This is a genomic window from Sphingomonas sp. P2_B6, from assembly GCF_056404755.1.
Window position 1 is genome coordinate 337,897 of record NZ_JBFUDK010000001.1, and the last position, 26,107, is coordinate 364,003.

17 protein-coding genes are annotated in these 26,107 nt (G+C 67.1%); 9 read left to right on the top strand and 8 right to left on the bottom strand.

What is annotated here, in order from left to right:
• Positions 1-147: 147 nt before the first annotated feature.
• From AC1DX5_RS01520 to AC1DX5_RS01535, 4 genes are all read right to left on the bottom strand, one after another.
• The gene (locus AC1DX5_RS01520) at positions 148-984 is read right to left on the bottom strand and encodes a p-hydroxycinnamoyl CoA hydratase/lyase (RefSeq protein ID WP_478013872.1); all 837 of its coding nucleotides are present in this window, start codon (positions 982-984) and stop codon (positions 148-150) included.
• Positions 985-1,014: 30 nt separating this feature from the next.
• Complete coding sequence (locus tag AC1DX5_RS01525; protein WP_478013873.1) at positions 1,015-2,451, bottom strand: aldehyde dehydrogenase; 1,437 nt, start codon at positions 2,449-2,451, stop codon at positions 1,015-1,017.
• A 64-nt stretch (positions 2,452-2,515) separates the two neighbouring features.
• Positions 2,516-4,093: a tannase/feruloyl esterase family alpha/beta hydrolase gene (locus tag AC1DX5_RS01530; protein ID WP_478013874.1), complete on the bottom strand. Its 1,578-nt coding sequence runs from the start codon at positions 4,091-4,093 to the stop codon at positions 2,516-2,518.
• Between the two features lie 4 nt (positions 4,094-4,097).
• Complete coding sequence (locus tag AC1DX5_RS01535; RefSeq protein ID WP_478013875.1) at positions 4,098-6,749, bottom strand: TonB-dependent receptor; 2,652 nt, start codon at positions 6,747-6,749, stop codon at positions 4,098-4,100.
• A gap of 243 nt (positions 6,750-6,992) precedes the next feature.
• Here AC1DX5_RS01535 and AC1DX5_RS01540 point away from each other — a divergent pair, with 243 nt between their 5' ends.
• Positions 6,993-7,991, top strand: coding sequence for a dienelactone hydrolase family protein (locus tag AC1DX5_RS01540; protein ID WP_478013876.1), 999 nt, complete (start codon positions 6,993-6,995; stop codon positions 7,989-7,991).
• 150 nt (positions 7,992-8,141) lie between these two features.
• On the opposite strand, the gene AC1DX5_RS01545 is transcribed toward AC1DX5_RS01540, so the two are convergent.
• Both AC1DX5_RS01545 and AC1DX5_RS01550 read right to left on the bottom strand, forming a co-directional pair.
• On the bottom strand, positions 8,142-9,434 hold the full coding sequence (locus AC1DX5_RS01545; RefSeq protein ID WP_478013877.1) for an alpha/beta hydrolase family protein: 1,293 nt from the start codon (positions 9,432-9,434) through the stop codon (positions 8,142-8,144).
• Between the two features lie 64 nt (positions 9,435-9,498).
• Positions 9,499-10,782: a serine hydrolase domain-containing protein gene (locus AC1DX5_RS01550; RefSeq protein WP_478013878.1), complete on the bottom strand. Its 1,284-nt coding sequence runs from the start codon at positions 10,780-10,782 to the stop codon at positions 9,499-9,501.
• Between the two features lie 101 nt (positions 10,783-10,883).
• On the opposite strand from AC1DX5_RS01550, the gene AC1DX5_RS01555 reads away from it, so the two are divergent.
• Genes AC1DX5_RS01555 through AC1DX5_RS01565 form a run of 3 tightly spaced genes read left to right on the top strand, consistent with a single transcriptional unit; the run spans position 10,884 to position 14,106 of the window.
• Entirely contained in the window at positions 10,884-11,690 is an 807-nt protein-coding gene (locus tag AC1DX5_RS01555; protein ID WP_478013879.1) for a glycoside hydrolase family 16 protein, read from the top strand.
• Complete coding sequence (locus AC1DX5_RS01560) at positions 11,687-12,358, top strand: DUF6445 family protein (protein ID WP_478013880.1); 672 nt, start codon at positions 11,687-11,689, stop codon at positions 12,356-12,358. The genes AC1DX5_RS01555 and AC1DX5_RS01560 overlap by 4 nt, the downstream gene beginning before the upstream one ends.
• Complete coding sequence (locus AC1DX5_RS01565) at positions 12,355-14,106, top strand: adenylyl cyclase (RefSeq protein WP_478013881.1); 1,752 nt, start codon at positions 12,355-12,357, stop codon at positions 14,104-14,106. Before AC1DX5_RS01560 ends, AC1DX5_RS01565 begins: the two co-directional genes overlap by 4 nt.
• A 124-nt stretch (positions 14,107-14,230) precedes the next feature.
• Here the strand turns inward: AC1DX5_RS01565 and AC1DX5_RS01570 are convergent, their stop codons facing one another.
• Positions 14,231-15,451, bottom strand: coding sequence for an MFS transporter (locus tag AC1DX5_RS01570; protein WP_478013882.1), 1,221 nt, complete (start codon positions 15,449-15,451; stop codon positions 14,231-14,233).
• 208 nt (positions 15,452-15,659) lie between these two features.
• Complete coding sequence (locus AC1DX5_RS01575; RefSeq protein ID WP_478013883.1) at positions 15,660-17,930, bottom strand: beta-glucosidase; 2,271 nt, start codon at positions 17,928-17,930, stop codon at positions 15,660-15,662.
• 237 nt (positions 17,931-18,167) lie between these two features.
• Between AC1DX5_RS01575 and AC1DX5_RS01580 the strand changes: the two genes are divergently transcribed.
• The 5 genes from AC1DX5_RS01580 to AC1DX5_RS01600 all read left to right on the top strand — a co-directional run bounded on the left by AC1DX5_RS01580 (position 18,168) and on the right by AC1DX5_RS01600 (position 26,104).
• Complete coding sequence (locus tag AC1DX5_RS01580; protein WP_478013884.1) at positions 18,168-21,182, top strand: TonB-dependent receptor; 3,015 nt, start codon at positions 18,168-18,170, stop codon at positions 21,180-21,182.
• Positions 21,183-21,288: 106 nt separating this feature from the next.
• Complete coding sequence (locus AC1DX5_RS01585; protein ID WP_478013885.1) at positions 21,289-22,857, top strand: tryptophan halogenase family protein; 1,569 nt, start codon at positions 21,289-21,291, stop codon at positions 22,855-22,857.
• A 1-nt stretch (position 22,858) separates the two neighbouring features.
• Positions 22,859-23,572 carry a SapC family protein gene (locus AC1DX5_RS01590; protein WP_478013886.1) on the top strand — a complete coding sequence of 238 codons (714 nt, stop codon included), beginning with the start codon at positions 22,859-22,861 and terminating at the stop codon, positions 23,570-23,572.
• Positions 23,565-24,602 (top strand): cupin-like domain-containing protein, encoded by a 1,038-nt coding sequence (locus AC1DX5_RS01595; RefSeq protein WP_478013887.1) that lies wholly within the window; start codon positions 23,565-23,567, stop codon positions 24,600-24,602. Before AC1DX5_RS01590 ends, AC1DX5_RS01595 begins: the two co-directional genes overlap by 8 nt.
• A complete protein-coding gene (locus tag AC1DX5_RS01600; protein ID WP_478013888.1) occupies positions 24,599-26,104 on the top strand; it encodes a tryptophan halogenase family protein in 1,506 nt (501 codons plus the stop codon). The genes AC1DX5_RS01595 and AC1DX5_RS01600 overlap by 4 nt, the downstream gene beginning before the upstream one ends.
• Positions 26,105-26,107 lie beyond the last annotated feature (3 nt).

Genomic DNA, 26,107 nt, shown 5'->3' on the forward strand with positions numbered 1-26,107 from the left:
TCCGGTAGTTCAGGCCGCCAACGCTGCTGTCGTCACCCCGGACTTGTTCCGGGGTCCATCGTCCCGCGAACGCAACAATGGTGGCGTGTGCGGAAGCATGGATGCCGGAACAAGTCCGGCATGACGGGAAAGGGAAGGCCGAAAGCTTCAGGCCTTCTGCTTCGACGTGTCGTACGCCCCAAGCCCCGGCTTGAACGTCTTGTCGTCGATGAACTGCTTGATGCCTTCCTTGCGGCCTTCATTGTCGTAGCTGTTGGCCGCTTCCTGCGCGCGGATCAGATAATCCTCGGCATCGTCATAGCTCATCACGCCAACGCGGCGGACGGCGTCCTTGGTCGCCTTCAGCGCGACCGGGTTCTTCTTGAGCAGCACGCCGGCGACCTCGGTCACGCGCGCCTTCAGGTCCGCAAGCGGCAGCGCCTCGTTGACCAGGCCCCAGTCGGCGGCAGTCCTGCCGTCGACATTCTCGCCCATCATCGCATGGTACATCGCCTTGCGGAACGGCAGCAGCTCGGTCGCGACCTTGGTCGCGCCGCCGCCGGGCAGGATGCCCCAGTTGATCTCGCTCAGCCCGAACTGCGCTTCGTCCGCCGCAAAGGCCAGGTCGCAGGCGAACAACGGGCCGTATCCGCCGCCGAAGCACCAGCCATTGACCATCGCGATGGTCGGCTTCTGGTACCAGCGCAGGCGGCGCCACCAGCCATAGCTCTCGCGCTGCGCCTGACGACTGGCACCCAGGCCCTTGGCCTCGGTCTCGCGGAAATATTCCTTCAGATCCATGCCGGCCGACCAGGCCGTGCCCTCGCCCGACAGCACCAGCACGCCGACATCGTCGCGGAACTCGAGCAGGTCGAGCACTTCCATCATGTCGCGGTTGAGCGTCGGCGACATGCAGTTGCGCTTGTCCGGGCGATTGAAACGCACCCAGGCGATGCGGTCGACGACGTCATAGGCAACGGTGCCGTTGGAGCTGGTCTCGGTCATGGAAGGTCCGTTCTTGGAAAGGAAATTGAATCAGATCGGGTAATGGCCGGGCTGGGTCTCGATCGTGATCCAGCGCAGCTCGGTGAAGCTGTCGATGCCGGCCTTGCCGCCGAAGCGGCCGTAGCCGGAGGCCTTGGTGCCGCCGAACGGCATCTGCGCCTCGTCATGCACGGTCGGCCCGTTGACATGGCAGATGCCCGACTTGATCTGGCGCGCGACGCGCAGGCCGCGCGCGGTGTCGCGCGTGAACACCGCCGCCGACAGGCCATATTCGGTGTCGTTGGCCAGCTCGATCGCATGTGCCTCGTCGCGCGCGCGGACGATGCCGACGACGGGGCCGAAGCTCTCGTCGCGGAACAGCTTCATCTCGGGCGTGACCTTGTCGATGACATGCGCCGGCATCAGCACGCCGTCAGCGTCGCCGCCATTGACCTGCACCGCGCCGGCCCCGAGCGCATCCGCGACCAGACTCTTCACATGATCGACCGTCTTCTGGTCGACCACCGCGCCCAGCGGCGTCTTGCCCTCGCGCGGATCGCCCACCGGCATGGCGCCGACCTTGGCCGCGAACTTCTCGACGAACGCGTCGGCGACGCTGTCGACCACGATGATCCGCTCGGTCGACATGCAGATCTGGCCCGAATTCATGAACGCGCCGAACGCGGCGGCCTTCACGGCTTCTTCGAGATCGGCATCGTCGAGCACGATCAGCGGCGCCTTGCCGCCCAGTTCGAGCAGCACGGGCTTGAGATGCCCCGCCGCGCGGATCGCGATGATCTTGCCGACCGCAGTCGATCCGGTGAAGTTGATGCGGCGCACCGCGGGATGGTCGACCAGCGCGCCGACGATCTCGGCTGCGTCCTTCGGCGCATTGCTGACCAGAGTCACCGCGCCCTTGGGCAGGCCGGCTTCCTCGAACGCCTCGACGATCAGGCCGTGCGTGCGCGGGCATTGCTCGGAGGCTTTCAGCACCACCGTGTTGCCGCACGCCAGCGGCATGGCGATCGCGCGCACGCCGAGAATGATCGGCGCGTTCCACGGCGCGATGCCCAGCATCACGCCGACCGGCTCGCGTAGTGCCATCGCGATGCAGCCCGGCTTGTCGGAGGGGATGACTTCGCCGCCGATCTGGGTGGTCATCGCCGCGGCCTCGCGCACGATCCCGGCGGCGAGCATCAGGTTGAAGCCGGCCCAGCCCCGGGTCGCGCCGATCTCACCCATCATCGCCTCGATGAATTGCGGCGCCTTGGCCTCCAGCGCATCGGCCGCCTTGTTGAGCAGCGCGCGTCGCGCATTGGGCCCCATCGCCGACCAGATCGGGAACGCAACGGCGGCAGCTTCGCACGCCGCATTGGCGTCAGCGATCGTCGCGGCCGGTGCGGTGGTCGCCACTTCCCCCGTCACCGGGTTGAGGCGGTCGAAGGTCGTTGCCGAACGCTCGGCGAGCATGGTGTCGAACTCGGTCATCACCCTCTCCTTAATTGTTATGTGACATAGCATGATGAATCAGGAGCCGCAAGACCCTCGGACGTCATCGGCGCCTGGCGGCGCGCATCACTTTCGACGTGAGCTGAGCGAGATAGTCGGGTTCGACAACACAGCTGAACGAAGCAGCGGCCTTGGGATCGCCCTTGCCGTCATATCGGGCCCGTTGCGGAAACGCACAGAGTGGCCGCGTGAACTGCGCCCTGTCGTCGGCGACCTTCGCTGCCTCGATCCGCGCCGGCGCCCTGCCCTGCTCGACCCAGTCGATCAGCGACCAGAGCATGTCGCGCGAGGGATCGCCTGGCGCCGTCGCCTGGCCCGATCCGCCGAACTGGTCGGCGCCCGGTCCGCGCGCGCAATGATACATGCCCGGCACCATGAACAGCCGCACCGAGTCATCGAGCTTTTCATACCCGCCATTGGCCCGGGCGAGCGCGGCATAATAGTCGACCGTCGGCCCGGCGATCACCGAAGGATCCTGCCAGCCCTGATAGATGATCGCCTTGCCACCGCGCGCCAGGAACGGGGCGATGCGCGTGCTGTCGGCGCGAAGCTGCGGCATCGTCCTGTTAACCAGCGCCAGGTCACGCGTGCGCTGGAAGCTGTTCTCGTTCCAGTCCGGATTGCGATAGACCGCATCGCCCCACATCGCGCGCAGCAATGGCGAGGCCGGGCCGGGGCGCGTGCGCACGCCCGGCAGCAGTCCCTTGTCCATCGCCCGGCCGCGCTCGTCGGGCATCGGGGCGATAATCCGCTGCAGCATCGCGAGGCGCGGTGGCGACAGGCAGGCCCTGGTCTCACCCGGCTTGCACGCCAGCACGGCCGGATCGAAGCGGCACGCCAGCGGATTCTCGACGACGCCGTCGCGCAGCCCATCCTGCGTATCGCACGCCTTGTTCGACGCGCTCTCGTAGAGCGCCCAGTCTTCGTCGCTGAGCGCCCCCGCCGCATCGCGCTTCTGCGCCAGCGAGAACCACATCATCCGGACAGAGATCAGCGGCATGTACGGCCCGGGCGCGCCGGCGATCACGCCGTCATAATCGCCGGGATAGGCCTGCATTTCCTTCAGCGCCTGCCGTCCGCCGCCGGAACAGCCCGAAAAATAGCTGCGGTTTGCCGGTTTGCCGTAGAAGCGCGTCACCAATGCCTTGGCCGCCACCGCGGTCAGGTGCACGGCGCGGTGCTCGTAATCGTCGCGCGCCTTGGCCTCCATCATCCAGTGGGCCATGCTGGCCTTGTGCCCGCTGTCGGTGGTGACGGTAGCGAAGCCCTCGCCAATGCGCCGGCTCATATCATTATAGTTGAACACCCCAGCATCGCCGCCGACCCCGGCACCGAGCAGCCGCCCGTTCCATTGCGCCGCCAGCGGCAGCCACAGCTCGAAGCCGATACTGCCCTCGATCCGCCCCTCGACCCGGCACAGCGAAGCGCGGACCGGTTGCGGCTTGTAGAAACTGTCGGTGGCGGGCGCCCAGCCCTTCGCCTCCGGCACGATCTCGGTTGCCGACACAACTTCGACCGATCCGGCATGCCTGCCCGCCAGGTCGGCACAGGTCGTGGCCCGGGCCGGCGCCGCAACCGCGAGCGCCGGGACGAACGCCAGCATGGCGAGCAGGGACCTCACCGGATCAGAACTTCACGCCGGCGGTGAAGGAGATCAGCCGCGGAACCGGATTGGCCGATTGCGGATCATAGCCACGCGTCGTGTCGACGAAGGGCGGATCGCGGTCGAAGAGGTTACGCGCATCGACCGACACAGTGATGCGCGGCGTGATGTCGTAGCCGAGCGACAGGTCGACCGTGTCATAGGCCTTCACCTGCTGGTTCGGCACCACGGTGTTGTTCCGGTAGCCCGACAGATGGTTCAGGGTCGCCCGCGCACGGAAGCCGTTCCACGCGATGCCGGTATCGGCCTGCATCCGGAATTTCTGCGAGAAGCCGATCGTGTTGAGCACGTCGACCAGCCCCGATCCCGGCACCGCCTCGAACTTGTAGCGCGTGTAATAAGTGCCCTGCACACCGGCATCGAGCTTGAAGTCACTCCATTGCCAGCCATAGTTCAGGCCGAAATCGATCCCGCTGACCAGCGACGTGCCGAGATTCTGCCGCCGTCCGTCAGCGATGAACGCGACCGCCGATGCGTTGATCGTGTTGTTGATCGGCAGCCCCGAATTGATCAGCGCGGTGATCTGCGCCTGAGTCGGGGAAAGGTTGCGGAACGCCGCATAGATCGGGTTGGTGAGCAGGCCCGCCGTGCCGCGCAGCGCCTGGATCTGGTTGGTATAGTTGATGTCGAAATAGGTCGCGGTCGCGACCAGCCCGGGCACGCCGCGAGGCGCGATCTCGAGGCCGACCGACCAGGTCTTGGCGGTCTCCGGCTTCAGGTCGGGATTGCCGCCGGCGATGCCGATGCCGGTCAGGTTCCCGTTCGGCCCGGGCAGGGTGTCGTAATAGAGCCCGGCGCCGCCCGCGATGGTCGACACCTCGGTAAAGGTCGGCGCGCGGAACGACGTGCCATAGCTGCCGCGCAGGGTGACGCCATCGACCGGCTTGTAGGTCAGCCCGATCTTCGGGTTGGTCGTGTCGCCGAAATCGCTGTAATCCTCATAGCGCCCGGCGACCGACAGGCTGAGCTGCTCGATCCCCGGCATGGCATTGTCCACCCCGACGATCGGCACGAACAGCTCGGCGAACACGGCCTTCACATTGCGCGATCCGTCATCGGCGACATGGACCTGCGCCGCGCTGTTGCCGGTCGCGAGATCGGTGAAGGTATATTCCTTGCGATATTCGCCGCCGACCGCGAGGCGGACATTGCCGCCCGGCAGCGCGAACAGCGATCCGTCCATCTGCGCGTTCACCACATCGAGCCGCGTCGCCCCGGTGATGACGAAATAATTGTCGTTGATCCGCGCGAGCGTCGCCGCATTGTTGGTCCCGCCGAACACGTTGAGCGCGGTCGCGGGATTGGTGTCGGCCAGCGGCGCGTTCAGCGCCGCCGTGTTCACGCCCTTGCGGCGATCCGCCACGTCGCGCGAGGCGCCGTGCGCATAATAGACGGTGCCCGACCAGTCGCCGAACAGCTTGGCCTCGACCCCGCCCATCAGGTTCCAGGAATAGGAATGATAGGGATTGCGATCGGGCCCGAGCTCCGGGAGCAGCGAATAGGTCACCGTTTCCTGCGTCGCACCGGCGACCGGCGAGACGAAGAACGGATTGGTGTTGCGCACCGTCGCGGTGAAGGTGTCCGCCGTGCCGAGGATGATGCCGTCGCGGTAGGAATAGAAACCATCGGCAAAGATGCGCACGCTGCCCACATCCTGCGTCACGGCACCGACCACGCTGTAGCGCTGCTGCTCCGGCACCACGGCATCGAGGCCGTTATAGAAGCATTTATTCGACGTCCCGGCGACCAGCGTGCCGACATTGGCCGACGTCACCCCGCCCGCCGGAATGGCATAGGTGTTGCCGCCCGCGGTGATCGTGCCGGGTCGGCAATTGGTCGTGCGCAGGTCGCGCCCGCCGCGGGAGCGGTTGTCGTCCTGGTACCAGGGGAGATCGTAACCGCGCAGCGCCGAATTGCGGGTATATTCGCCCGCGATCATGGCGGAGCCGCCATCCCATTTCTTGCCCGCGATCGCCGAGACCTGCGCCTCGTTGTAATTGCCGTCAGTGAAGCCGTAGCGCGCCCGCGCCTCGATCCCGTCGACATCCTTGCGCAGGATGAAGTTGACCACGCCGGCAATCGCGTCCGATCCGTAGATCGCCGACGCACCGTCAGCGACGACCTCGACCCGGCCGAGCGCGATGCTCGGCAGCACGGAGGGGTCGGTGTACTGGCCCTGGGTGCCCTGGGGCGGGAAGCGCTTGCCGTCATAGAGCAGCAGGGTCGCGCCGGTGCCGATGCCGCGCAGGTTGATGCCGGCGCCGCGCGTCGCATTGGCCGCGCCATTCTGCGCCGTGCCGCCATTGCGGTTCGCGCCGAGCGAGACGACCTGCGGCACGCGCCGCAGCAGATCGTTGACCGAGGTGACGGGCTCCTGCGCGATCTTCGCCTGGTCGATCGCGATGACGTTGGAGCCGACCGGCGCGATGCCGCGGATCCGGCTGCCGGTGACGACCACTTCGGCCGCGTCCTCGGCCGCGTCCGGGGCCTGATCGGCGGGTGCCGCCTGGCTGACGGGCTCGGCGGTCTGCGCGATGGCCGGGCCGGCAAAAGCGATCAGTCCGATCGCGGCGCTCGATGCGAGCAGGGCGTGACGGTTCAGCATCTGGATCATTTTTCCTCTCCCCTGTCCTCCGTATCCGGCATCTGCGTGCCGTGACGGATGGACTCCCTTGAGCCCCGATGGAGCGCTCGTCGCCGCACCGGAAGTAATGACTTATAACAATTTCTATGAGCTGATTGCAAGCGCTTGCAAGACTCCCGATCCCTCGATAGGCTGGCCCTTGAAATCAGGCGGATTCCCGCGCCACGACCGCTCAGCCGGCGTGCGACTCGGGCGTCGATCAGGGAGAGACGGATGCGGTATCGGCACCTCGCGCGCGGCACGGCGATGACCAGCTTGCTGGCGGCCATGGCCCTTTCCACCGCGTCCGCCCAGGTCGGCCCGCAGGCCAATGCCGACCTCGCCAGGGAGGTCGCGGCGCAGCGTGCCGCCTATGCCGCGATGCCCGATACGCCCGGCACCGGCCCCTATCCCGCGGTCAAGCAGGTCGTCGCCTCCCTGCCCGATCATGTCGTCTATCACCCGGCCGATCTGGCGGCGCTCGGCACGCGCAAGCTCGGCATCCTCGCCTGGGGCAATGGCGGCTGCCGCGCCGACGGTGCCAGCGCGCGGCTCCACCTCGCCGAGATCGCCTCGCACGGCTATCTCGCCATCGCACCCGGCGCGATCCTCAGCGGCCCGGGCGCGCAGCCGGCCAAGGTGCCCGAGCGCGGCATCGATCCGGCGACGGGCAAGCTGCCCCCGGTCGCGACCACGTCAGCCGCGCTGATCGCGGCGATCGACTGGGCCTATGCCGAGAACAAGCGGCCGGGCAGCCCGTTCTTCGGCAAGCTCGACACCGACAGGATCGCGGTTTCCGGCCATAGCTGCGGCGGGCTCCAGGCGCTCGAGGCAGCGATCGATCCGCGCGTCCACGCGGTGATCATCCACAATAGCGGTATCTTCGCTGACGGCAGCAACCCGATCAGCGGCATCACCGTCGACAAGGCATTGCTCAAGCGGCTGCACACCCCGGTGCTGTACATTCTCGGCGGGCCGAAGGACGTCGCTTATCCCAACGGCATGGACGATTTCAAACGAATCGACACCGTGCCGGTGATGGTCGCCAATCTCGGCGTCGGCCATGGCGGCACCTTCGCTCAGCCCAATGGCGGCGCGGCGGCAGCGGTGGCGGTCGACTGGCTCGACTGGCAATTGGCGGGCGACAAGCGCGCCGCGCTACGCTTCACCGGCAAGGACTGCGGTCTGTGTACTGACCCTGCCTGGACGGTGGAGCGCAAGGGGATCGAATAGGGTCTTCACCTCAAGCCTGTCGTCATGCCGGACTTGTTCCGGCATCCATTCCTCCGCAAGCGCCGCAGATGTTGTGTTTGCGGACCGATGGACCCCGGAACAAGTCCGGGGTGACGATCTGTTTTAGTCGTTCGGCCGACCAAACGCTCATCACCGGCACTTCTTCCCCCGCACGCAGGGCCGCAGCATCGGCGCTGGCATATGGGCCACGAAGGTCGCGGGTGGAGCCGGCCAGCGCCGCGTATCCAGTCGCTCCCCCAGATAGGATAGCGACGCCAGCACCACCGGGGTGGGGAAATTGCAATGCCCCGCCCCCTCGACCCACAAGGGCTTCACCAAAGCACCTTTGCCGCTCGCTTTGGCCGCATCGGCATAAGCCTGTTGCAGCGACGGCGAGGTCAGGCCGTCGCCCGTCATCTGAACCGCCAGCAGCGGCGCCAGCGGCCGGGCATCGGGCGTGTAGTGGCTGGTCATATACGCCACCGCCGCCGGGTCGGCGGCGACCCGCTCGCCCCTGGCCAGCAGGGCCAGGTCAGCGTCGAGATCGATCCCCGCCTCGCGGTACAGCGCCCGCACCATCGCCTCGCGGCCAGACCCCTTCAACTGCGCCGCATAATCGACGCCGGTGTTCCACGAAAACACTCCGCCCGCCCGGCGCTCCTGATCGCCGCGCGGCAGGAACACGCCCATCGCAAAGCTCTTCGCCATCTCCGATTGCTGCGCAGCATAATCGCCGACCGTCGGCTGTTGGCTGTTCGGCGTCGTCCATCCCGGCAGGCCGGCCAGCACCGCCGCCAGCGCCACCCGAGCACGCCCGGCGGCACTGCCCTGCGCCTCCTTCAGCGCGGCCGTCACCCGCCCCGCATTCTCGCGATCGTCGCCCGTCCGCACCAGCCTGATCCCGGCCTCGGGCGCGACCAGCGTACGAAAGGCATAGGCGCCGTCGAGCGCCATGTTCATCATGCCGATCGCCCCGCCGATCGACCCGCACAAGGCCAGCCCGCCATCGACCCGGCGCGGCGACCGCTCGACGATCGCGGTCGTCACCAGCGCGCCCATCGACATACCCCAGGCAATCACGCGTTTCGGCTTGCCGAACTTCCGCTCGAACGCGGCGAGCGTACCGAGCTGGTCGGGCACCGCCGATTCCAGCGCCCAGCCGCCATCGGCATAGGTCGACCCCGCCAGCGCATAACCCGCCGCCAGCAGCTTCTCGCGATGCGCCGCCGGCCCATCCTCGGCCGTACTGCCGCGAACCTGCGAATAGCCATGGCTCCACAACAGCAGCGTGCCGTTCCAGTTCGCCGGGATCGTCGCGCGCCACAGCGCGCCGTCGGCCAATGTCCCGTCCGCCTGCCGCACCGCCGGATCCTGTCCGCCGGCCGCCACGGGCGTCGCCATCATCACGGCCAACGCCACCACCATTCCGCGTCCAAGGCGCATGCGTCTCTCCTTCACCGAGCTTGATAGGCTCGATGAAAGCGTTTGCAAATCCGCTTTGTGGCCGTCAGTCGCCGGGCGGCCCGAGATAGTCCGCGCCGTAAACGGCGGCGCGGATGTCATGGTGCAGCGTCCCGTCGAACGGCCTGACCTGTACGAAGAACACCACCGCCATGTCGTTGGCCGGATCGACCCAGAACAGGGTCGTCTCCGCCCCGTCCCAGAAGAACTCGCCGACCGCGCCGCGATTCTCCTTCGCGTCGCGCGGCCGCGCCGTGCGCACGGCAAAGTCGAAACCGAAGCCGACCGATCCCTTGCCCGGCAGGAAGAAACGCCGCGTGATGCGCGGGTCGAGCTGGTCGGTCGACATCAGCCTGACCGTCGAGGGCGCGAGAATCCGCACCCCCTCCAGCGTGCCGCGCCCGAGCAGCATGCGCGCGAACCGCATATAATCGTCGAGCGTCGAGGCGAGCCCGGCGCCGCCCATCGTCAACCGCCGCGGACCGAAATTCAGCGCGCGCGTCTTCTCGTCGGGCTGGCGCAGAAGCTTCCCGTCGGTCTGTTTGTCATAACTCGCCGCAAAGCGCGCGAAACGCTCCTCGGGCTGAGTCCAGCCGGTCTCGCGCATGCCCAGCGGATCAAGGATTGTGCGCCGGACATGCTGTTCGAACGGCTCGCCCGTCAGCTTCTCGACCAGCAGGGCCTGAACATCGACCCCGGTGCTGTAGCTCCATTCGGCTCCCGGATCGAACAGCAAAGGCACCTGCGCCAGCTTCCTGCCCATCTCGTCGAGGCTGTTGGTCAGGGCGAGCGGATCGATCTGATGGAAGATCATATCGGCGGCGGTATCGCGCATGCCATAGGAGAAGCCTGCCGTGTGCCGCATGATGTCGCGCACGCTGATCGGCCGCGCCGGCGCACGCAGGACCGGCTTGCCGTCCGCCCCCATGCCATCGATCACCTTCACCGCGCCGAACTCGGGCAGATAGCGTTCGAGCGGATCGTCGAGCCCGAACTTGCCCTGCTCCCACAGCTGCATCAGCGCGACGCCGGTCACCGGCTTGGTCATCGAGAAGATCTGCACCAGCGTATCGCGCCGCATCGGCCGGTGCGCCTCGCGATCGGCCTCGCCCGCCGCGCCGAAATAGCGTTCCGCGCCCTTCTGCCAGACCAGCGCCGAGGCGCCCGTCGCGCGGCCGCTGGACACCATCTGGCGCAGCGCCGCGTCGATTCGCGCCCGGTCGATGGTGACGCCTGCCTTGTCCGCGCCCGCGCCTCCCGCACCGGCCCACGCCATTTTCGGTGCGGTCAGGCCGAGCATGATCGTGGCCAATGCGCTGCGTCGCTGCATTTCAGCTTCTCCCCTGTCGCCGCCCACGATAACGTTCACAACGCTGGCTTTACAAGAGACTTACCCGAGGCCAGCCTTGACCGGAAGAGGATTGCCGCCCGATGAGCCCGCTCATCCTGATGACGCTCCAGGCGGCAAGCCTGGCCGCGACCAACTACACCGTCGACGCGCCGATGGAAGCGCCCTCCACGGTGCCCGACTGGGCCGACGAGTTCGACGGCAAGCGGATCGACACCGCCATCTGGCGCTTCGACACGGAGCGCAACGCCCAGGGCTGGTTTAACCACGAACTGCAATATTACGCCCCCGAAAATGCCTCGATCGAGCAGGGCGCGCTGGTCATCGAAGCCCGCCGCGAAAAGCTGCCCATCAAGCCCGACTGGGGCGGCCAGGCCTATACCTCCGCCAAGCTCGTCAGCCGCAAGGCCCATGGCCATGGCTTCTACGAAATCCGCGCGAAACTCCCTTGCGCCCGCGGCACCTGGCCCGCGATCTGGCTGCTCCCGCCCGACGGCAAATGGCCCGACGAGGGCGAGATCGACCTGATGGAAATGGTCGGCTGGCAACCGCGGATCGTCCACGCGACGCTCCACACCGGCGCCTTCAACCACGCCAGGGGCACACAGCGCGGCGCCGAGAAGCTGGTGCCGACCAGCTGTTCCGACTTCCACCGCTACCAGCTCGACTGGCGCGCCGACTCGATCACCATCGGCGTCGATGGCCGCGCCTATCTACGCGTGAACAACGACCAGCCCGGCGGCACACCCGCCTGGCCGTTCACCCGCCCCTATAACCTCATCCTCAACCTCGCCATCGGCGGTGACTGGGGCGGCGCGAAGGGCGTCGACGATACGGCGCTGCCACAGCGCATGAGCGTCGATTATGTGCGTTACTGGAAACCGCGATGAGCGACATCACCGTTCATCGCATCGGCCGTGAGCAGCAGCCGCTCGTCGTCATCGACGATTTCGCCCCCGATCCCGACGCCCTCCGCGCCACCGCGATCGCAGCCGAGTTCGGCCCGGCCCTGCACCATTATCCCGGCATCCGCGCCCCGCTGCCGGCGGCGTACATGCCGACGCAGCAACCAGTCATCGCCGGGGTTTTGGCCGATGTCTTCGCCCAGCCCGGCCCGATCGACCTGATCGACGCAAGCTTCTCGATGGTCACCACCGACCCCGCGGCCCTTTCGATCCACCAGCGCCTGCCGCATTGCGACGCCTTTGCGGTCGAGCGCATCGCGCTGATCCATTACCTTTCCGAAGGCGACGGCACTGCCTTTTTCCGCCACCGCTCGACCGGCTTCGAGACGGTCGACCAGGCCCGCGCCCCGATCTATCTCGGCCAGCTAGACGCCGAGCTCCGCCATGGCGGCGAACCGCCGCGCAGCTATGTCGCTGGCGACACGCCTCTGTTCGAACGCACCCTGCTCGCCGAGGCGCGCTTAAACCGCGCGCTGATCTACCGGAGCTATGTTTTGCACAGCGGCGCGATCCGCCCGGACGCGCAGCTCTCGCCCGATCCCGCCAAAGGCCGCCTGACGGTCACTGCCTTCCTGTCGGTGGAGAAGATATGATGGAGACGAACCCGACCCGCCGGACGGTGGTCGCCGGACTTGCCGGAACCGCTATCGCCACGGCGGCCGGCCCCGCCACGGCCCGCACGCGCGATCCCGATCTCGGCCCGAACGTCCTGATCGCCGACCCGTCAATGCCCCGCGCCGAGCTGCAGCGGCGGCTCGACGCGATCTTCCAGTCGATGGAACGCGCGCATTTCACGGACGAGCGCCACGCCATCCTGTTCAAGCCCGGCCGCTACGATCTCGACGTCAATATCGGCTTCTTCACCCAGGTCGCCGGGCTCGGCGCGCTGCCCGGCGACGTCACGATCAACGGCCATGTCCATGCCGAGGCGGACTGGGCCAAGGGCATGGCGCTGGTCAATTTCTGGCGCGGCGTCGAGAATCTCGCAGTCCGCCCGCCTGACGGCGCGGATCGCTGGGCAGTGTCGCAGGCCGCGCCTTATCGCCGGGTCCATCTCGCCGGCGACCTCGCGCTCGACGATGGCGGCTGGTCGAGCGGCGGATTCACCGCCGATTGCCGCATAGACGGCGTGATCCGCTCCGGCTCGCAGCAGCAATGGTTCACCCGCAACAGCACGCTGCGCGGCTGGCAGGGATCGAACTGGAACATGATGTTCATGGGCGTCGAGGGCGCCCCCGCCACGAGCTTTCCCGATCCGCCCTATACCAGCATTCCGACTGTGCCGATCATACGGGAAAAGCCGTTCCTGCACATCGACGCGTCCGGCGCGTGGAAGGTGTTCATGCCTGCCCTCCGCCGCAACGCAAGCGGCGTGAGCTGGGAAGGCGGGAAACCGCGCGGCACCTCGATCCCACTCGCGCGCTTCTTCATCGCCAGGCCCGAAATGTCGGCCAGCCAGCTCAATGCGGCGCTGGCCCGTGGCCGGCATCTGTTGCTCACGCCGGGCATCTACCGCCTCGACGCGCCCCTCCGCATCGCGCGCGCGAACACCGTTGTCCTCGGCCTCGGCCTCGCCACCCTGCTGGCGGAGAGGGGCAGCAAGGCGATCGCCGTCGCGGACGTGCCCGGCGTCACCATCGCCGGGCTGATGATCGACGCCGGCCCCGCCCTTTCACCCGTACTGGTCGAGATCGGGCCAAGGGGCGCCAACCGCGATCACCGCGCCAATCCGACCCTGCTCTCCGACCTGTTCTTCCGCGTCGGCGGTGCGACGATCGGCAATGCCGAGACCTGTCTCGAGATCAACAGCCACCACGTCATCGGCGACCATCTGTGGATCTGGCGTGCCGATCATGGCGACCGGGCAAGCGGCCGGATCCATGTCGGCTGGGACGAAAGCATCGGCAATCAGGGGCTGGTGGTGAACGGCGACGACGTGACGATGTGCGCGCTCTTCGTCGAGCATTTCCGCCGCTACAACACGCTGTGGAACGGCGAGCGTGGCCGGACCTGGTTCTACCAGAACGAGCTGCCCTACGACCCGCCGAACCAGGCCGCGTACATGGCCGGCACCATACGCGGCTGGGCCGCCTACAAGGTCGCCGACCGGGTGGAGGACCACCAGGCAGTCGCGCTCGGCATCTATGCGAACTTCACCGCCGACCCGAGCATCGTCGTCGAAAGCGCGATCGAGGCGCCGCACAAACCGGGCGTCCGGTTCTCGAACGTCACGACCATCTCGCTCGGCGGCGGCAAGGGCACGATTGCGCATCTCGTCAACCAGGCCGGCGCCGCGGCAGAGCCCGGGGCGATCAAGCAGACGCTGGTCAGCTATCCCTAGAGTTTCGGCCCGATTGCCCCCTCTCCGTTCGGGCTGAGCTTGTCGAAGCCCTGCTCTTCCCTTCCGCGGAAGAAAGAACAGCCCTTCGACAAGCTCAGGGCGAACGGAGAGTGGTAGTCTGATTCTAACGCCGCCCGCGCACCCCGATCACGCTCAGCCCGCCGCACAGGGTCAGCCCCACCAGCGCGAGCATCAGCGTGCTGAAATCGCGCGGCGTCGCCAGCGACCAGGTCAGCAGCGGGCCGAGGAACGAGGGCAAGGTATTGGTCAAATTGATCAGCCCGAGATCGCGCCCGCGATGATCGGGGTCGGGCAGCAACTGCATCGCAAAGGCCGCATGCAGCGGCAGGAACACGCCCGATCCGATCGCGTAGAGCGCGAACGCCGCCGCCCCCATCGTCCAGTCCCGCGCCAGCGCCATGCCTAACAGCCCCATCGCCGCCACCATCGCCGCCGCGACCAGGAACGGCTTGCGCCGGTCGATCCGGTCGGACAGGCGGCCGACCAGCACCGCGATCGGCAGCGGCACGATGAAGGATATCGCCAGCAGATGCCCGACCCGCAGCGCCAGGTCGCGCGGGTCTTCACTGGTGATGCTCTCGAAATAATAAAGCAGGTACAGCGACAGCACCGCGCCCGCGACCTGAACGAACAGCCGCGCCGCCCAGGCGATAGCGAGGTCGCGCCGGGGCGAGGTGAAGACCGGGCGCGGCTCGCTCCCGACCGGCACCGGGATCGACCGCGACAGCAGCAGCGGCGTGACGCAGGCCGTGAACGCCAGCACCACGAGCCCGAACTGAGTCACCTCGCCCAGCCGGTGCAGGCCGACCACGATCGCCAGCACCGCCGATGCCGAGGGGTTGGCCAGCGCCAGCAGGCCGCCGGTCAGACCTTTTTGCGCATCGGGCACTTCGTCCGCCATGATCGCGGCGAGCGGCCCGAGCATCGCGTTCAGCGCAACCTGGAACAGGATCGTCGCCATGATGATCGCCCCCGGCGTCGAGGCCGCCGCGACCAGCGCGTAGGACAGGGCCGTCACGACCATCCCGCCCGCCACCCAGCGACGCCGCCCGCCACCCGCGGCGACCGACCGGTCGCTGAGCCAGCCGAACAATATGCCGCACAGGCTCGCCGCGATCGCGCCGCACACCACCGTCGCGGTGAACACATCGATCCGCGCCTCGCCCGATACGCCCTCGATCTTCATCGGCAGCAGCATGCTGAGCAGCGGCATATACGCCATCACCCCGCCGGCATGCGCGATCGCATAGATCAGCAGGAAGCCGATCGGCCGGTGGCCGGTGCGCGGTCCGGCCGCGAGCGCAGGAGCGAGGGGGAAAGGCATCAGCGGTCGCCCGACCTTGCCCGTGCCGGCGGCAATCGGCAACTGCCCGGGGTTGGGGGCGTCGATCCTTAGTGTCGGCTCATCATCCTTCAATCGTCACCCCGGACTTGTTCCGGGGTCCATCGTGGTCCAGGCGCAGCGCTTCATGATGCACGCTGCGCCTCGCCGCAGGATGGATGCCGGAACAAGTCCGGCATGACGGAAGTGCTCACGGTTTCATCGTCGCCGCCGCCACCGTGGCGGTCGAGACGATCGAGCGATCCGTCGCATCACGCCCCAGCGCCACCCGGTATGTGCCGCCCGCGATCCGCCAGCCCGGCAGCTTCACGTCATAATCGGCCAGGATGCGCGGCTCCGCGGTCAGGGTCACGCGCCGCACCTCGCCTGGCTTCAAGGTGATGCGCGTGAACGCGGCAAGGCGCATCGGCACCTTCGATCCCTCCCGCGCGACATACATCTGCGGCACATCGGCGCCCGCGCGGCTGCCGCTGTTCACCACCTCGAACGAGAGGCTCAGCGTCTTGCCCCCGGTCACCACCGGCCGCCGATAGGTAAAGCTGGTGTAGCTCAGCCCGTGCCCGAAGGCGAAGAGCGGCTGCCGGCCCTTTTTCTCGTACCAGCGATAGCCGACATCGGCGCCTTCGACATAATCGACCGGAAAGCTCGCCAGCTTGAACTTGCTCGCATTGGCGGGGTCCGCCGCCGCCTGCGCCTCGAGCGAGGTCATCGTATCGAGCCCGACCGGGGCCGGGCGCGGCGCCTGCGCTGCCGAGGCAAGGAAGGTGATCGGCAGGCGGCCCGAGGGATTGACCCTGCCTGTCAGCACGTTGGCGATCGCCTCCCCGCCGCGCTGGCCGGGATACCAGGCCTGCACCACCGCCGGCACTGCCTTGATCCAGGGCATCAGCACCGGGCCGCCGGTCTCTAGCACCGCCACCGTCCTGGGCTGCGCCGCGGCCACCGCCGCGATCAGCGCGTCCTGCCCGTCGGGCAAGGACAGGTTCGGCACGTCCTGCGCTTCGGTCGTCCACTGCGTGGCGAAGACGATCGCGATATCGGCGCCCCGCGCCGCCGCTGCGGCCGCCGCGACGTCCTTCCCGTCGACGAAGCTGATCTCGGCCTTGGGCAGCGCCGCGCGCAACGCCTTGAGCGGCGCGGACGCATGATAGGTGACGCGCGCGAACGACATCGCCGCCCCGGACGTCAGCGGAATCTCGATCGGGGCACCCCCGACCGACCGCACCTGGCTCGATCCGCCGCCCGACAGGACGCCGACATCGGCATTGCCCCCGATCACCACGATCCGCTTCGCCGTCGCGGCGACCGGCAACACCCCGCCGTCATTCTTCAGCAGCACAATACCCGCCTCGGCCGCGCGCTGCGCCACTTCGGCATGCTGCGCATAGGAGATCGGCTGCACCGTCTCCGCCACCGGCGCGTCGTACAGGCCGGTCTCGATCAGGCCGGTCAGATAGCGCACCACCATGTCGTCGAGCCGCGCCATCGGCACCTTGCCCGCCTCGACATCGGCCTTGAGCCTGTCGAAGAAGATCTCGCTGTCCAGTTCCTGGCCCGATTCCTGGTCGAGCCCGGCATTGGCGGCCTTGGCGGTCGAATGCACCCCGCCCCAGTCGCTCATCACCCAGCCTGGATAGCCCCAGTCGCGCTTCAGCACCTTGTTCAGCAGGAAGTCGTTCTCGCACGCCCAGTCGCCATTGACCTTGTTGTACGAGCACATCACCGAGCCGGGCCTGCCGCGCTCGATCGCGATCTGGAAGGCAAGCAGGTCGCTTTCGCGGAAGCTCGCTTCGTCGATCCGCGCATCCACCACCATCCGACCGGTCTCCTGCGCGTTGAGCGCGAAATGCTTGACCGTGGAGACGATGCGGTTGGACTGGACCCCGGCGATATGCGCGCCCGCCAGGGTGCCCGCGAGCAGAGGATCCTCGCCGAGATATTCGAAATTGCGTCCGTTCCACGGGTCGCGCGTCAGGTTGACGCCGCCCGCGAGCAGCACGTTGAAGCGCTTGGCGCGCGCTTCCGCGCCGATCATCACCCCGCCGGCGCGGGCGATCTCGGGGTCGAAGCTCGCCGCCGTCGCCAGGCTCGACGGCAGCGCGGTGGCGACATCGCCCTTGCGCTGCTCGACCTGGTTGGCGACGCCGAGCGACGCATCGCTCTCGCGCAGCAACGGCACGCCCAACCGCGGCACGCCGTCGATATGGCCGGCCGAGGGGATCAGCTCATGCCTGGTCTTGCCCTTGGCCATGGGCGGGAACAGACCATGGACCAGCCCGATCTTTTCATCGAGCGTCATCTTCGCGACGATCGCGGTGGCCCGCGCGCGGGCGTCCTGCCTGACACTCTTGGTGCCGACGCTCTTCCTGGCGGCGCTCTGCGGCTGGGCGATGCTCGCCGCCGCCCCCGTCAGTGCGAGAACCGACACCGCGGCCAATATGGCCTGCATCCTTTTCGACATCCTCTTTCCCCTCGAATCCGTTGCCGATTTGCACCAGCCCGGTGATGATTTGCGCGGGTGGCGAAACCCGCAATCGCCCGAAAACATGCAAATTGCTAACGTTCACAACCACTCAGGCCGATTCGGTGCCATTTGCGGCTTTCCGCGAAGGACCTTGACAACGCACGACAAATTTCGCAAGTGAACGTTATCAATAAAGTGCGGATCAAGCTGCACTGATAAAACAGGGGAGGATATATGCGGCGTCGTTCTACTCGCGTGCTTTCGCGATTCGTGGTTGGAGCATCGGTTCTGGCGATCGCCACGGTGTCCGGCACGGCCCATGCGCAGGACGCGAATGCAGCGGGTGGCCTGGTCCAGGATCAGCCGGCTGCCGATGAACCCGATATCGTCGTCACCGGCATCCGCGCCAGCTTGCGGCAGGCGCTCGACATCAAGCGCGACTCGCAGGGCGTGGTCGATGCGATCTCGGCCGAGGACATCGGCAAATTCCCCGACACCAACCTCGCCGAATCGCTTCAGCGCATCACCGGCGTGTCGATCGACCGGTCCAACGGCGAGGGCTCGCTCGTCACCGTCCGCGGCTTCGGGCCCGAATTCAACCTGGTGACGCTCAACGGCCGCCAGATGCCGACCGCGCTGATCGGCGACGGCGGCAGCGCGCCGTCCTCGCGTTCCTTCGACTTCGCCAACCTCGCCTCCGAAGGCATCGCCGCGGTCGAGGTCTACAAGAGCGGTCGCGCCTCGATCGAATCGGGCGGCATCGGCTCGACCATCAACATCCGGACCCCGCGCCCGCTCGACCGGCCCGGCATGCGCGGCAGCCTCACCGTCAAGGGCGTGATCGACAGCTCGCAGAACGGCAAGAACGACATCACGCCGGAAGTCTCGGGCATCTTCAGCAGCACCTTCGCGGACGACCGGATCGGCATCGCGATCATCGGGTCGTACCAGAAGCGCAAGGCAAGCACGAACCAGGGCGTCGTCGGCTGGCGCGACGGGTATCTCGGCAACGAGAACAACTGGGGCTCGCTGGCGCAGCCCGGCAGCCCGGGCGCCGCGAACATCACCAACCGACCCGATCCGACCGATGTCTATCAGGTGCCGCAGAACGCGTCGTACGAGTTCAACGACATCGATCGCGAGCGCATCAACGGCCAGGCCGTCCTGCAATTCCGCCCGACCGACGAGCTGACCGCGACGATCGACTATACCTATTCGCGCAACACCGTCGAAATCCGCAACAGCAATGTCGGCATCTGGTTCAACCATGGCGACACGTCGAGTTCCTGGACCGACGGCCCGGTCGCCGGCCCGGTCTTCTATACCGAGCGCTTCGCGGTGCCGGATGCGGGGTGCGTGGCGCCGTCGACGGTCTGCAACGTTGGCAAGGACCTGTCCTATAGCGGCTCGCTCACTGCGAACCGCGCCGAGAACAAGTCGCTTGGCGGCAATCTGGTGTGGAAGGCCCCGGGCGGGGTGACGGTGACGCTTGATGGGCATCACTCGACCGCGGAAGTGAAGCCGACCAACCGGTTCGGCTCGAGCATGTCGGTCGGCACCGCGATCTTCGGCGTCCAGAACCAGACGATCAATTTCGACCATGACCTGCCGGTCATCTCGTACAACATGGCCCCCGGCATCGACCCGCTCAACGCGGCACTGATCACACCCACCGGCAACGCCTTCCGCAACGCCTATTTCAAGGACACGATCAACCAGGCCCAATTGGGTATCCATTACGACCATGAGGGTGGTTTGCTCGACGGCCTCGACTTCGGCGTCTCCTATATCGAGAACAAGGTACGCTCGGCCTTCGGCACCATCCAGAACGACAGCTGGGGCGGGATCGGCCCGGCATCGTCGGTCCCCGACAGCATGTTCACGCTCGCGACGCTGCCCAATCTGTTCCCGGGCCTGGCGCAGCAGGGCATGGCGCAGAAATTCTACACCTTCAATTTCGAGGACATGGTCGATCTCCTCGAATCCAAGTTCAAGGCGTGCAGCCAGCCGCGATCGGGCGCCTCGATCCAGGGCAGTTGCCTAGCGCAGTTCAACACGGACCGGCGCATCACCGAAAAGACGCTGGCGCCTTATGTGCAGGTGGCCGGGAAGTTCGACGCGTTCGGCAATCCGGCGCACATCGTCGCCGGCGTGCGCTACGAATCGACCGACATCACCTCGTCGGCGCTCGTGCCCGTCCCGTCCAGCACGCAGTGGGTGGCGGACAACGAGTTCAACGTGGTCCTGTCGGGCAACAGCGCCTTCACCCGGTTCGACGGCCGGTACGATAACTGGCTGCCGTCGATCGACTTCGACATTTCGCCGCTCCACAACGTCAAGCTGCGCGCCTCGTACAGCCACACCATCACCCGCGCGAGCTATGACCTCATGCAGGGCGGGCGGACGCTGGACGGGCTGTTCCGTGTCGGCGGCGGCACCGGCGCTCAGGGCAATCCGGGCCTGATCCCGTACAAGTCGAAGAACATCGATCTGTCGGCCGAATGGTATTATGGCCGCGACAGCTATGTGTCGGTTGGCTATTTCCGCAAGAGCGTCGCGAACTTCATCGCGTCCACGCGCTTCGACACCACTGCCTTCGGCCTGACCACCCCCCAGGGCGGTCCGCGCTACAATGCAGCGGTCGCGGCGATCGGGCCGAATGCGACGGCCACCCAGATCCGCCAGTATATCTTCGCGCATTACCCGCAATCGTCGAACGCGGCGCTGGGCCTAATCTATTCGCTGCCCGAGGATCCGGCGCTCAACTTCAAGATCACCACGCCGGTGAACAGCGATCAGACGGCGACGCTCCATGGCTGGGAATTCGCCATTCAGCACAGCTTCTGGGATACCGGCTTCGGCGCCATCCTGAACTACACGATCGTCGACGGCAGCGCGGTGTACGACAATACCAAGCCTTCGACCGTCACCCAGTTCGCGCTGACCGGGCTCAGCAACAGCGCCAACGCGGTGGCGTTCTTCGACAAATACGGCATCCAAGCGCGCGTCGCGTATAACTGGCGCGACGAATTCCTGAACTCGACCGGCATCAATCCGACTTACACCGAAGCCTATGGCCAGGTGGACGCGAGCGCGAGCTACGAGTTCATGAAGGGCATCAGCGTCTTTGCCGAGGGCATCAACCTGACCGGGTCGGGCCGGCGCCAGCATCTGCGGTCCGATCGCAACGTGACCGTCGTCGCACCGGGCTTCGCGCGCTACTCGTTCGGTGTTCGCGCGGCGTTCTGATCCGACCGTTGGGACATTGCCGGTGACAGGAAAGCCACCCTCCGACGAGGGTGGCTTTTCCTCTCCTGGCGCGGCAAGTTGCCGATCGTGGATGAAGGCGCGTAGCGTGGACGAGGCAGTCTCGAGGGTCGTGATCGTCGGCGGCGGCACCGCCGGCTGGCTCGCGGCGTGCCTCATCGCCGCGCGCGCCAACCCGGCGGCTCCGGCGCCGCTTTGCGTGACGCTGATCGAATCCCCCGATATCCCCACCATCGGCGTCGGCGAGGGCACCTGGCCAACGATGCGGCGGACGCTGGAGCGGATCGGCATCAGCGAGACCGAATTCCTGCTCGCCTGCGACGCTTCGTTCAAACAGGGCTCGCGTTTTATCGGCTGGCGCACCGGCGGCGATGGCGACGCCTATCTCCACCCCTTCGTCGCCCCGATCGACGGCGATCCGCGCGACGTGGTGGCGGCATGGCACGATGCCGCGCCCGGCCGCGGCTTTGCCGACACGGTCACGCCGCAGGCGCGCCCGTGCGCGCTCGACCTGGCGCCGCGCCAGCGCGCGATGCCGGATTATGCCGGCGCGCTGAACTATGCCTATCACCTCGACGCCACAAAGCTGGCGGCGCTGCTGAGCCGGCACGCCACCGATCGGCTCGGCGTGCATCTTGTCCGCGACCATGTCGTTTCGGTCGAACGCAGCGAAGACGGCGACATCGCGGCGGTCCGTACCCGGGCGTCGGGCGATGTCGCGGGCGACCTGTTCATCGATTGCACCGGCCACGCCGCCCTGCTGATCGGCGGGCAATATGGGGTCGATTTCCTCGATCGCAGCCACGAGCTGTTCAATGATCGCGCACTGGCCGTGCAGGTGCCGGTCGCGCCCGGCAGCCCGATCGCGTCGCAGACCAACGCCACCGCGCACGCCGCAGGCTGGATCTGGGACATCGGCCTGCCGACGCGGCGCGGCGTGGGCTGCGTCTATTCGTCGCGCCACGCGAGCGACGAGCAGGCCGAGGCGACTCTCGCCGCCTATCTGCGCCGCGCCCTGCCCGGCGCCGATACCGATCGCCTGACCTTCCGCCGCCTCACCTTCCGCTCGGGCCATCGCGAGCGCTTCTGGGAACGCAATTGCCTCGCGATCGGGCTGTCGGCGGGTTTCCTCGAACCGCTCGAGGCATCGGCGATCGTGCTGACCGAGCTGTCGCTGGAGGCGCTGCTCGACAATTTCCCGGCGACCCGCGACGTGATGCCGATCCATGCGGACCGCTTCAACACGCTGTTCCGTTACCGCTGGGACCGGATCGTCGAATTCCTCAAGCTCCATTATGTGCTGAGCGCGCGCGACGAGCCCTATTGGCGCGACCACCGCGATCCTGCCTCGATCCCGCCGCGGCTGGCCGATTTGCTCCGCCTCTGGCGCGACCAGCCGCCGTCGCGTGCCGACCTGCCCGCGGCGGAGGAGATCTTCCCCGCGGCGAGCTACCAATATATCCTCTACGGCATGGGCTTCCCCGCCCCGCCCGCCGGCGCCATCCTCGGCGCGCCCGGCAACGGCGTGACGCAACAGCTCGGCCAGGTCGAGCAGCGGTCCCGCGTGCTCGCCGCCAGCCTGCCCACCAATCGTGCCTATCTCGATGCGCTGCGCGCGCATCACGCTATGGCGCCTCCCATGGAAAATACGCGCTGATATGTCCGAACACGCGCTTCTCACCCTCGAAGACCATCGCGACCTCCGCGTGCGCACTGACCGCGGCATCGCGCTGGGCGACGCGGTGATGTGCGCCATCGCGGTGCCAAGCGAGTTCCGCCGCGTGCAGGACGACTATCCGATCCTGTTCCGCCTGAATGCGGAGCGCGACCGCTTCACCGCGCTGGCGATGTTCGGCTTCGATACGGGCGAGAATCTGTTCCTCGACGATGGCCGATGGGATGCGCGCTACCTGCCGCTGGCGATCGACATCCAGCCCTTTCTGATCGGTGGGTCGCCGACGGAAGGCGGCGACAAGCAGGTGCATATCGACCTCGCCAGCCCGCGGATTGGCGCAGACGGTGTGCGGCTGTTCGACGAGGATGGGCGGCCGACACCCTATCTCGAATCGATCACACATAAACTGGGCGAACTCGACCTGGGTTATCGCGAGTCCGAAGGCTTTTTCGCCGCACTCGATCGCTACAAGCTGCTCGAGCCGCTGACGCTCGAGATCAAGCTCGACGACGGATCGACCAACCGCCTGGTCGGCTTCCACGGGATCGACGAGGATCGGCTGCGCGAGCTCGACGCGGCGACCTTGGGCAAGCTGCACGCCGACGGCCATCTGATGCCGATCTTCATGGCGATCGCGTCGCTCGGCCGGCTGCGCGAGCTGATCGCGCGCAAGAACCGCCGGATCGGACATGGCTGAGGCCGACCCCGGAATCTTCGAGGCGCTCGCGCCGGTGCCCGAGGTCGAGGTCGAGGTCGCCGACGCCGCCGCGCTCGACACCCTCCTGCGCGAGGCCGATCGCCCCTTCGTGGTGCGCGGGCTCGTCGCCGACTGGCCGCTGGTCCAGGCAGGCCGGCGCTCCAACCGCGACGCGCGCGCCTATCTGCTGGAGCGGCACCGCGACATTCCCTTCGCAGTCTCGGTCGGGTCGCCGGCTTCGGGCGGACGGCTATTCTACGACGACGCGATGGGCATGAACTTCCACATGCTGCGCGCCCGGTTGTCGGAGATCTTCGCCAAGATCGAGGCGAACGAAGGCCGGGCGGACGCCCCGCCGATCTATCTCGCCTCGATCGACATGCACGAATTTTTCGACGGCCTGCACGAGGCGAATCAGGTCGATCTCGGCGACCGCGCGCCGCTCGCCAGCATCTGGATGGGCACGCGCACGCGCATCGCGGCACATAACGACGTGCCCGACAATCTCGCCTGCGTCGCGGTCGGGCGCCGCCGCTTCACGCTCTTCCCGCGCGACCAGTTCCGCAACCTCTATCTCGGCCCGATCGACAATACGCCGGCCGGCCGCGCTATCAGCATGGTCGATTTCCACGCGCCCGATTTCGCGGCCCACCCGCGCTTCCGCGAGGCGCTGGTCCACGCCCAGACCGCCGAACTCGACGCCGGCGACGCGCTCTACATCCCGGCGCTCTGGTGGCACCATGTCGAGGGGCTGGAACCGTTCAACATCCTGATCAATTACTGGTGGCGCGAGGCCCCGCGCTGGTTCGGCCAGCCGCAGGACGCGCTCAACCATGCGCTGCTGTCGATCCGCGATCTGCCCGACGACCAGAAGGCCTATTGGCGCGACCTGTTCGACTATTATGTCTTCGGCAATGGCGATGACGTGACCGCACATATCCCCGAGGAAGGCCGCAGCATCCTCGCCCCCCTGACCCCCGAAAGCGCCGGCCGGATCCGCGCCTTCCTGCTGAGGCAATTGAGCCAATGACTGACGGCATGCCGCACCCCCGACGCATCGTCATCGCCGGTGGCGGCACCGCGGGCTGGATGGCCGCGGCGGCGATCACGCGGACGATGGGCCGGACGGTCGAGGTCACCCTGGTCGAATCCGACGCGATCGGCACGATCGGGGTGGGCGAATCCACCATCCCCCCGCTCGTCACCTATAACCGGCTGCTCGGCATCAACGAGGCCGATTTCATGCGCGCCACCCAGGCGACCTTCAAGCTGGGCATCCTGTTCGACGACTGGAAGACCATCGGCAGCCGCTATTTCCACAGCTTCGGCCTGACCGGCAAGGATCACTGGTCGGCCGGCTTCCAGCATTTCTGGCTCTACGCCCGCAGCAAGGGCTATGAGCAATCCTATGACGACTATTGCCTCGAGCTGATCGCGGCGCTGCAGGGCAAGTTCGCGCATCTCCCCGATGACGGGATGAACTACGCCTATCAGCTCGATTCGACGCTCTACGCGAAGTTCCTCCGCTCTATGGCCGAGGGCGACGGCACGAAGCGCGTCGAGGGCAGGATCGCCCAGGTCGATCTCGATGGCGAGAGCGGCGACATCGCCGCCCTGGTGCTCGACTCCGGCACGCGGATCGAGGGTGACCTGTTCCTCGACTGCACCGGCTTTCGCGCGGTGCTGATCGAGCAGGCGCTGCATGCCGGCTTCGACGACTGGACGCACTACCTGCCCTGCGACAGCGCCATCGCGCTCCAGACCGAGAATGTCGGCCCGCCCGTCCCCTATACCCGCGCCATGGCACATGATGCCGGCTGGCAATGGCGCATCCCGCTGCAGCATCGCACCGGCAACGGCCTGGTCTATTGCAGCCGCTACCTGTCGCGCGACGCCGCGCTCGAACGGCTGCTCGGCAATGTCGAGGGCGAAGTGCTGACCGAGCCCAATATGCTGCGCTTCACCACCGGATCGCGGCGGCGCCAATGGTATCGCAACTGCATTGCGATCGGCCTGTCGGGCGGCTTCATGGAGCCGCTCGAATCGACCAGCATCCACCTGATCCAGCGCGCCGTGCTGCGCCTCATCCGGATGATGCCGCTGGGCGAGATCAGCGTGCGCGACGTGGCCGAGTTCAACGACCAGCAGGACGAGGATACGCGCCAGATCCGCGACTTCCTGATCCTGCACTACAAGGCGACCGAGCGCCGCGACAGCCCGTTCTGGCGGCAATGCGCGGCGATGCCGATCCCCGATACGCTCGCCCAGAAGATCGAGCTGTTCCGCGAGACCGGCCGCGTCTTCCGCAAGAACGAGGAATTGTTCGCCGAGAACAGCTGGGTCCAGGTGATGATGGGCCAGGGCATCGTGCCGCGCTCCTATCATCCGATCGCGGCGAAGCTGCCCGATACGGAGCTCGACAAGCTGCTCGGCACGATCCGCGACCATGTCACCCGCACCGTCGCCTCGCTGCCCGCGCACGGCGCCTATGTCGCCCGCTATTGCGGCGCGTCGATCCCGGCGCGGGGCTGACCG

Excerpts from the sequence above, each read along its gene's own strand:
- AC1DX5_RS01560 (WP_478013880.1), top strand. The coding sequence starts at position 11,687 with ATGAGCGACATCACCGTTCATCGCATCGGCCGTGAGCAGCAGCCGCTC.
- AC1DX5_RS01570 (WP_478013882.1), bottom strand. The coding sequence starts at position 15,451 with ATGCCTTTCCCCCTCGCTCCTGCGCTCGCGGCCGGACCGCGCACCGGC.
- AC1DX5_RS01565 (WP_478013881.1), top strand. The coding sequence starts at position 12,355 with ATGATGGAGACGAACCCGACCCGCCGGACGGTGGTCGCCGGACTTGCC.
- AC1DX5_RS01580 (WP_478013884.1), top strand. The coding sequence starts at position 18,168 with ATGCGGCGTCGTTCTACTCGCGTGCTTTCGCGATTCGTGGTTGGAGCA.
- AC1DX5_RS01545 (WP_478013877.1), bottom strand. The coding sequence starts at position 9,434 with ATGCGCCTTGGACGCGGAATGGTGGTGGCGTTGGCCGTGATGATGGCG.
- AC1DX5_RS01540 (WP_478013876.1), top strand. The coding sequence starts at position 6,993 with ATGCGGTATCGGCACCTCGCGCGCGGCACGGCGATGACCAGCTTGCTG.
- AC1DX5_RS01520 (WP_478013872.1), bottom strand. The coding sequence starts at position 984 with ATGACCGAGACCAGCTCCAACGGCACCGTTGCCTATGACGTCGTCGAC.
- AC1DX5_RS01600 (WP_478013888.1), top strand. The coding sequence starts at position 24,599 with ATGACTGACGGCATGCCGCACCCCCGACGCATCGTCATCGCCGGTGGC.
- AC1DX5_RS01550 (WP_478013878.1), bottom strand. The coding sequence starts at position 10,782 with ATGCAGCGACGCAGCGCATTGGCCACGATCATGCTCGGCCTGACCGCA.
- AC1DX5_RS01575 (WP_478013883.1), bottom strand. The coding sequence starts at position 17,930 with ATGTCGAAAAGGATGCAGGCCATATTGGCCGCGGTGTCGGTTCTCGCA.
- AC1DX5_RS01525 (WP_478013873.1), bottom strand. The coding sequence starts at position 2,451 with ATGACCGAGTTCGACACCATGCTCGCCGAGCGTTCGGCAACGACCTTC.
- AC1DX5_RS01590 (WP_478013886.1), top strand. The coding sequence starts at position 22,859 with ATGTCCGAACACGCGCTTCTCACCCTCGAAGACCATCGCGACCTCCGC.
- AC1DX5_RS01595 (WP_478013887.1), top strand. The coding sequence starts at position 23,565 with ATGGCTGAGGCCGACCCCGGAATCTTCGAGGCGCTCGCGCCGGTGCCC.
- AC1DX5_RS01555 (WP_478013879.1), top strand. The coding sequence starts at position 10,884 with ATGAGCCCGCTCATCCTGATGACGCTCCAGGCGGCAAGCCTGGCCGCG.
- AC1DX5_RS01535 (WP_478013875.1), bottom strand. The coding sequence starts at position 6,749 with ATGATCCAGATGCTGAACCGTCACGCCCTGCTCGCATCGAGCGCCGCG.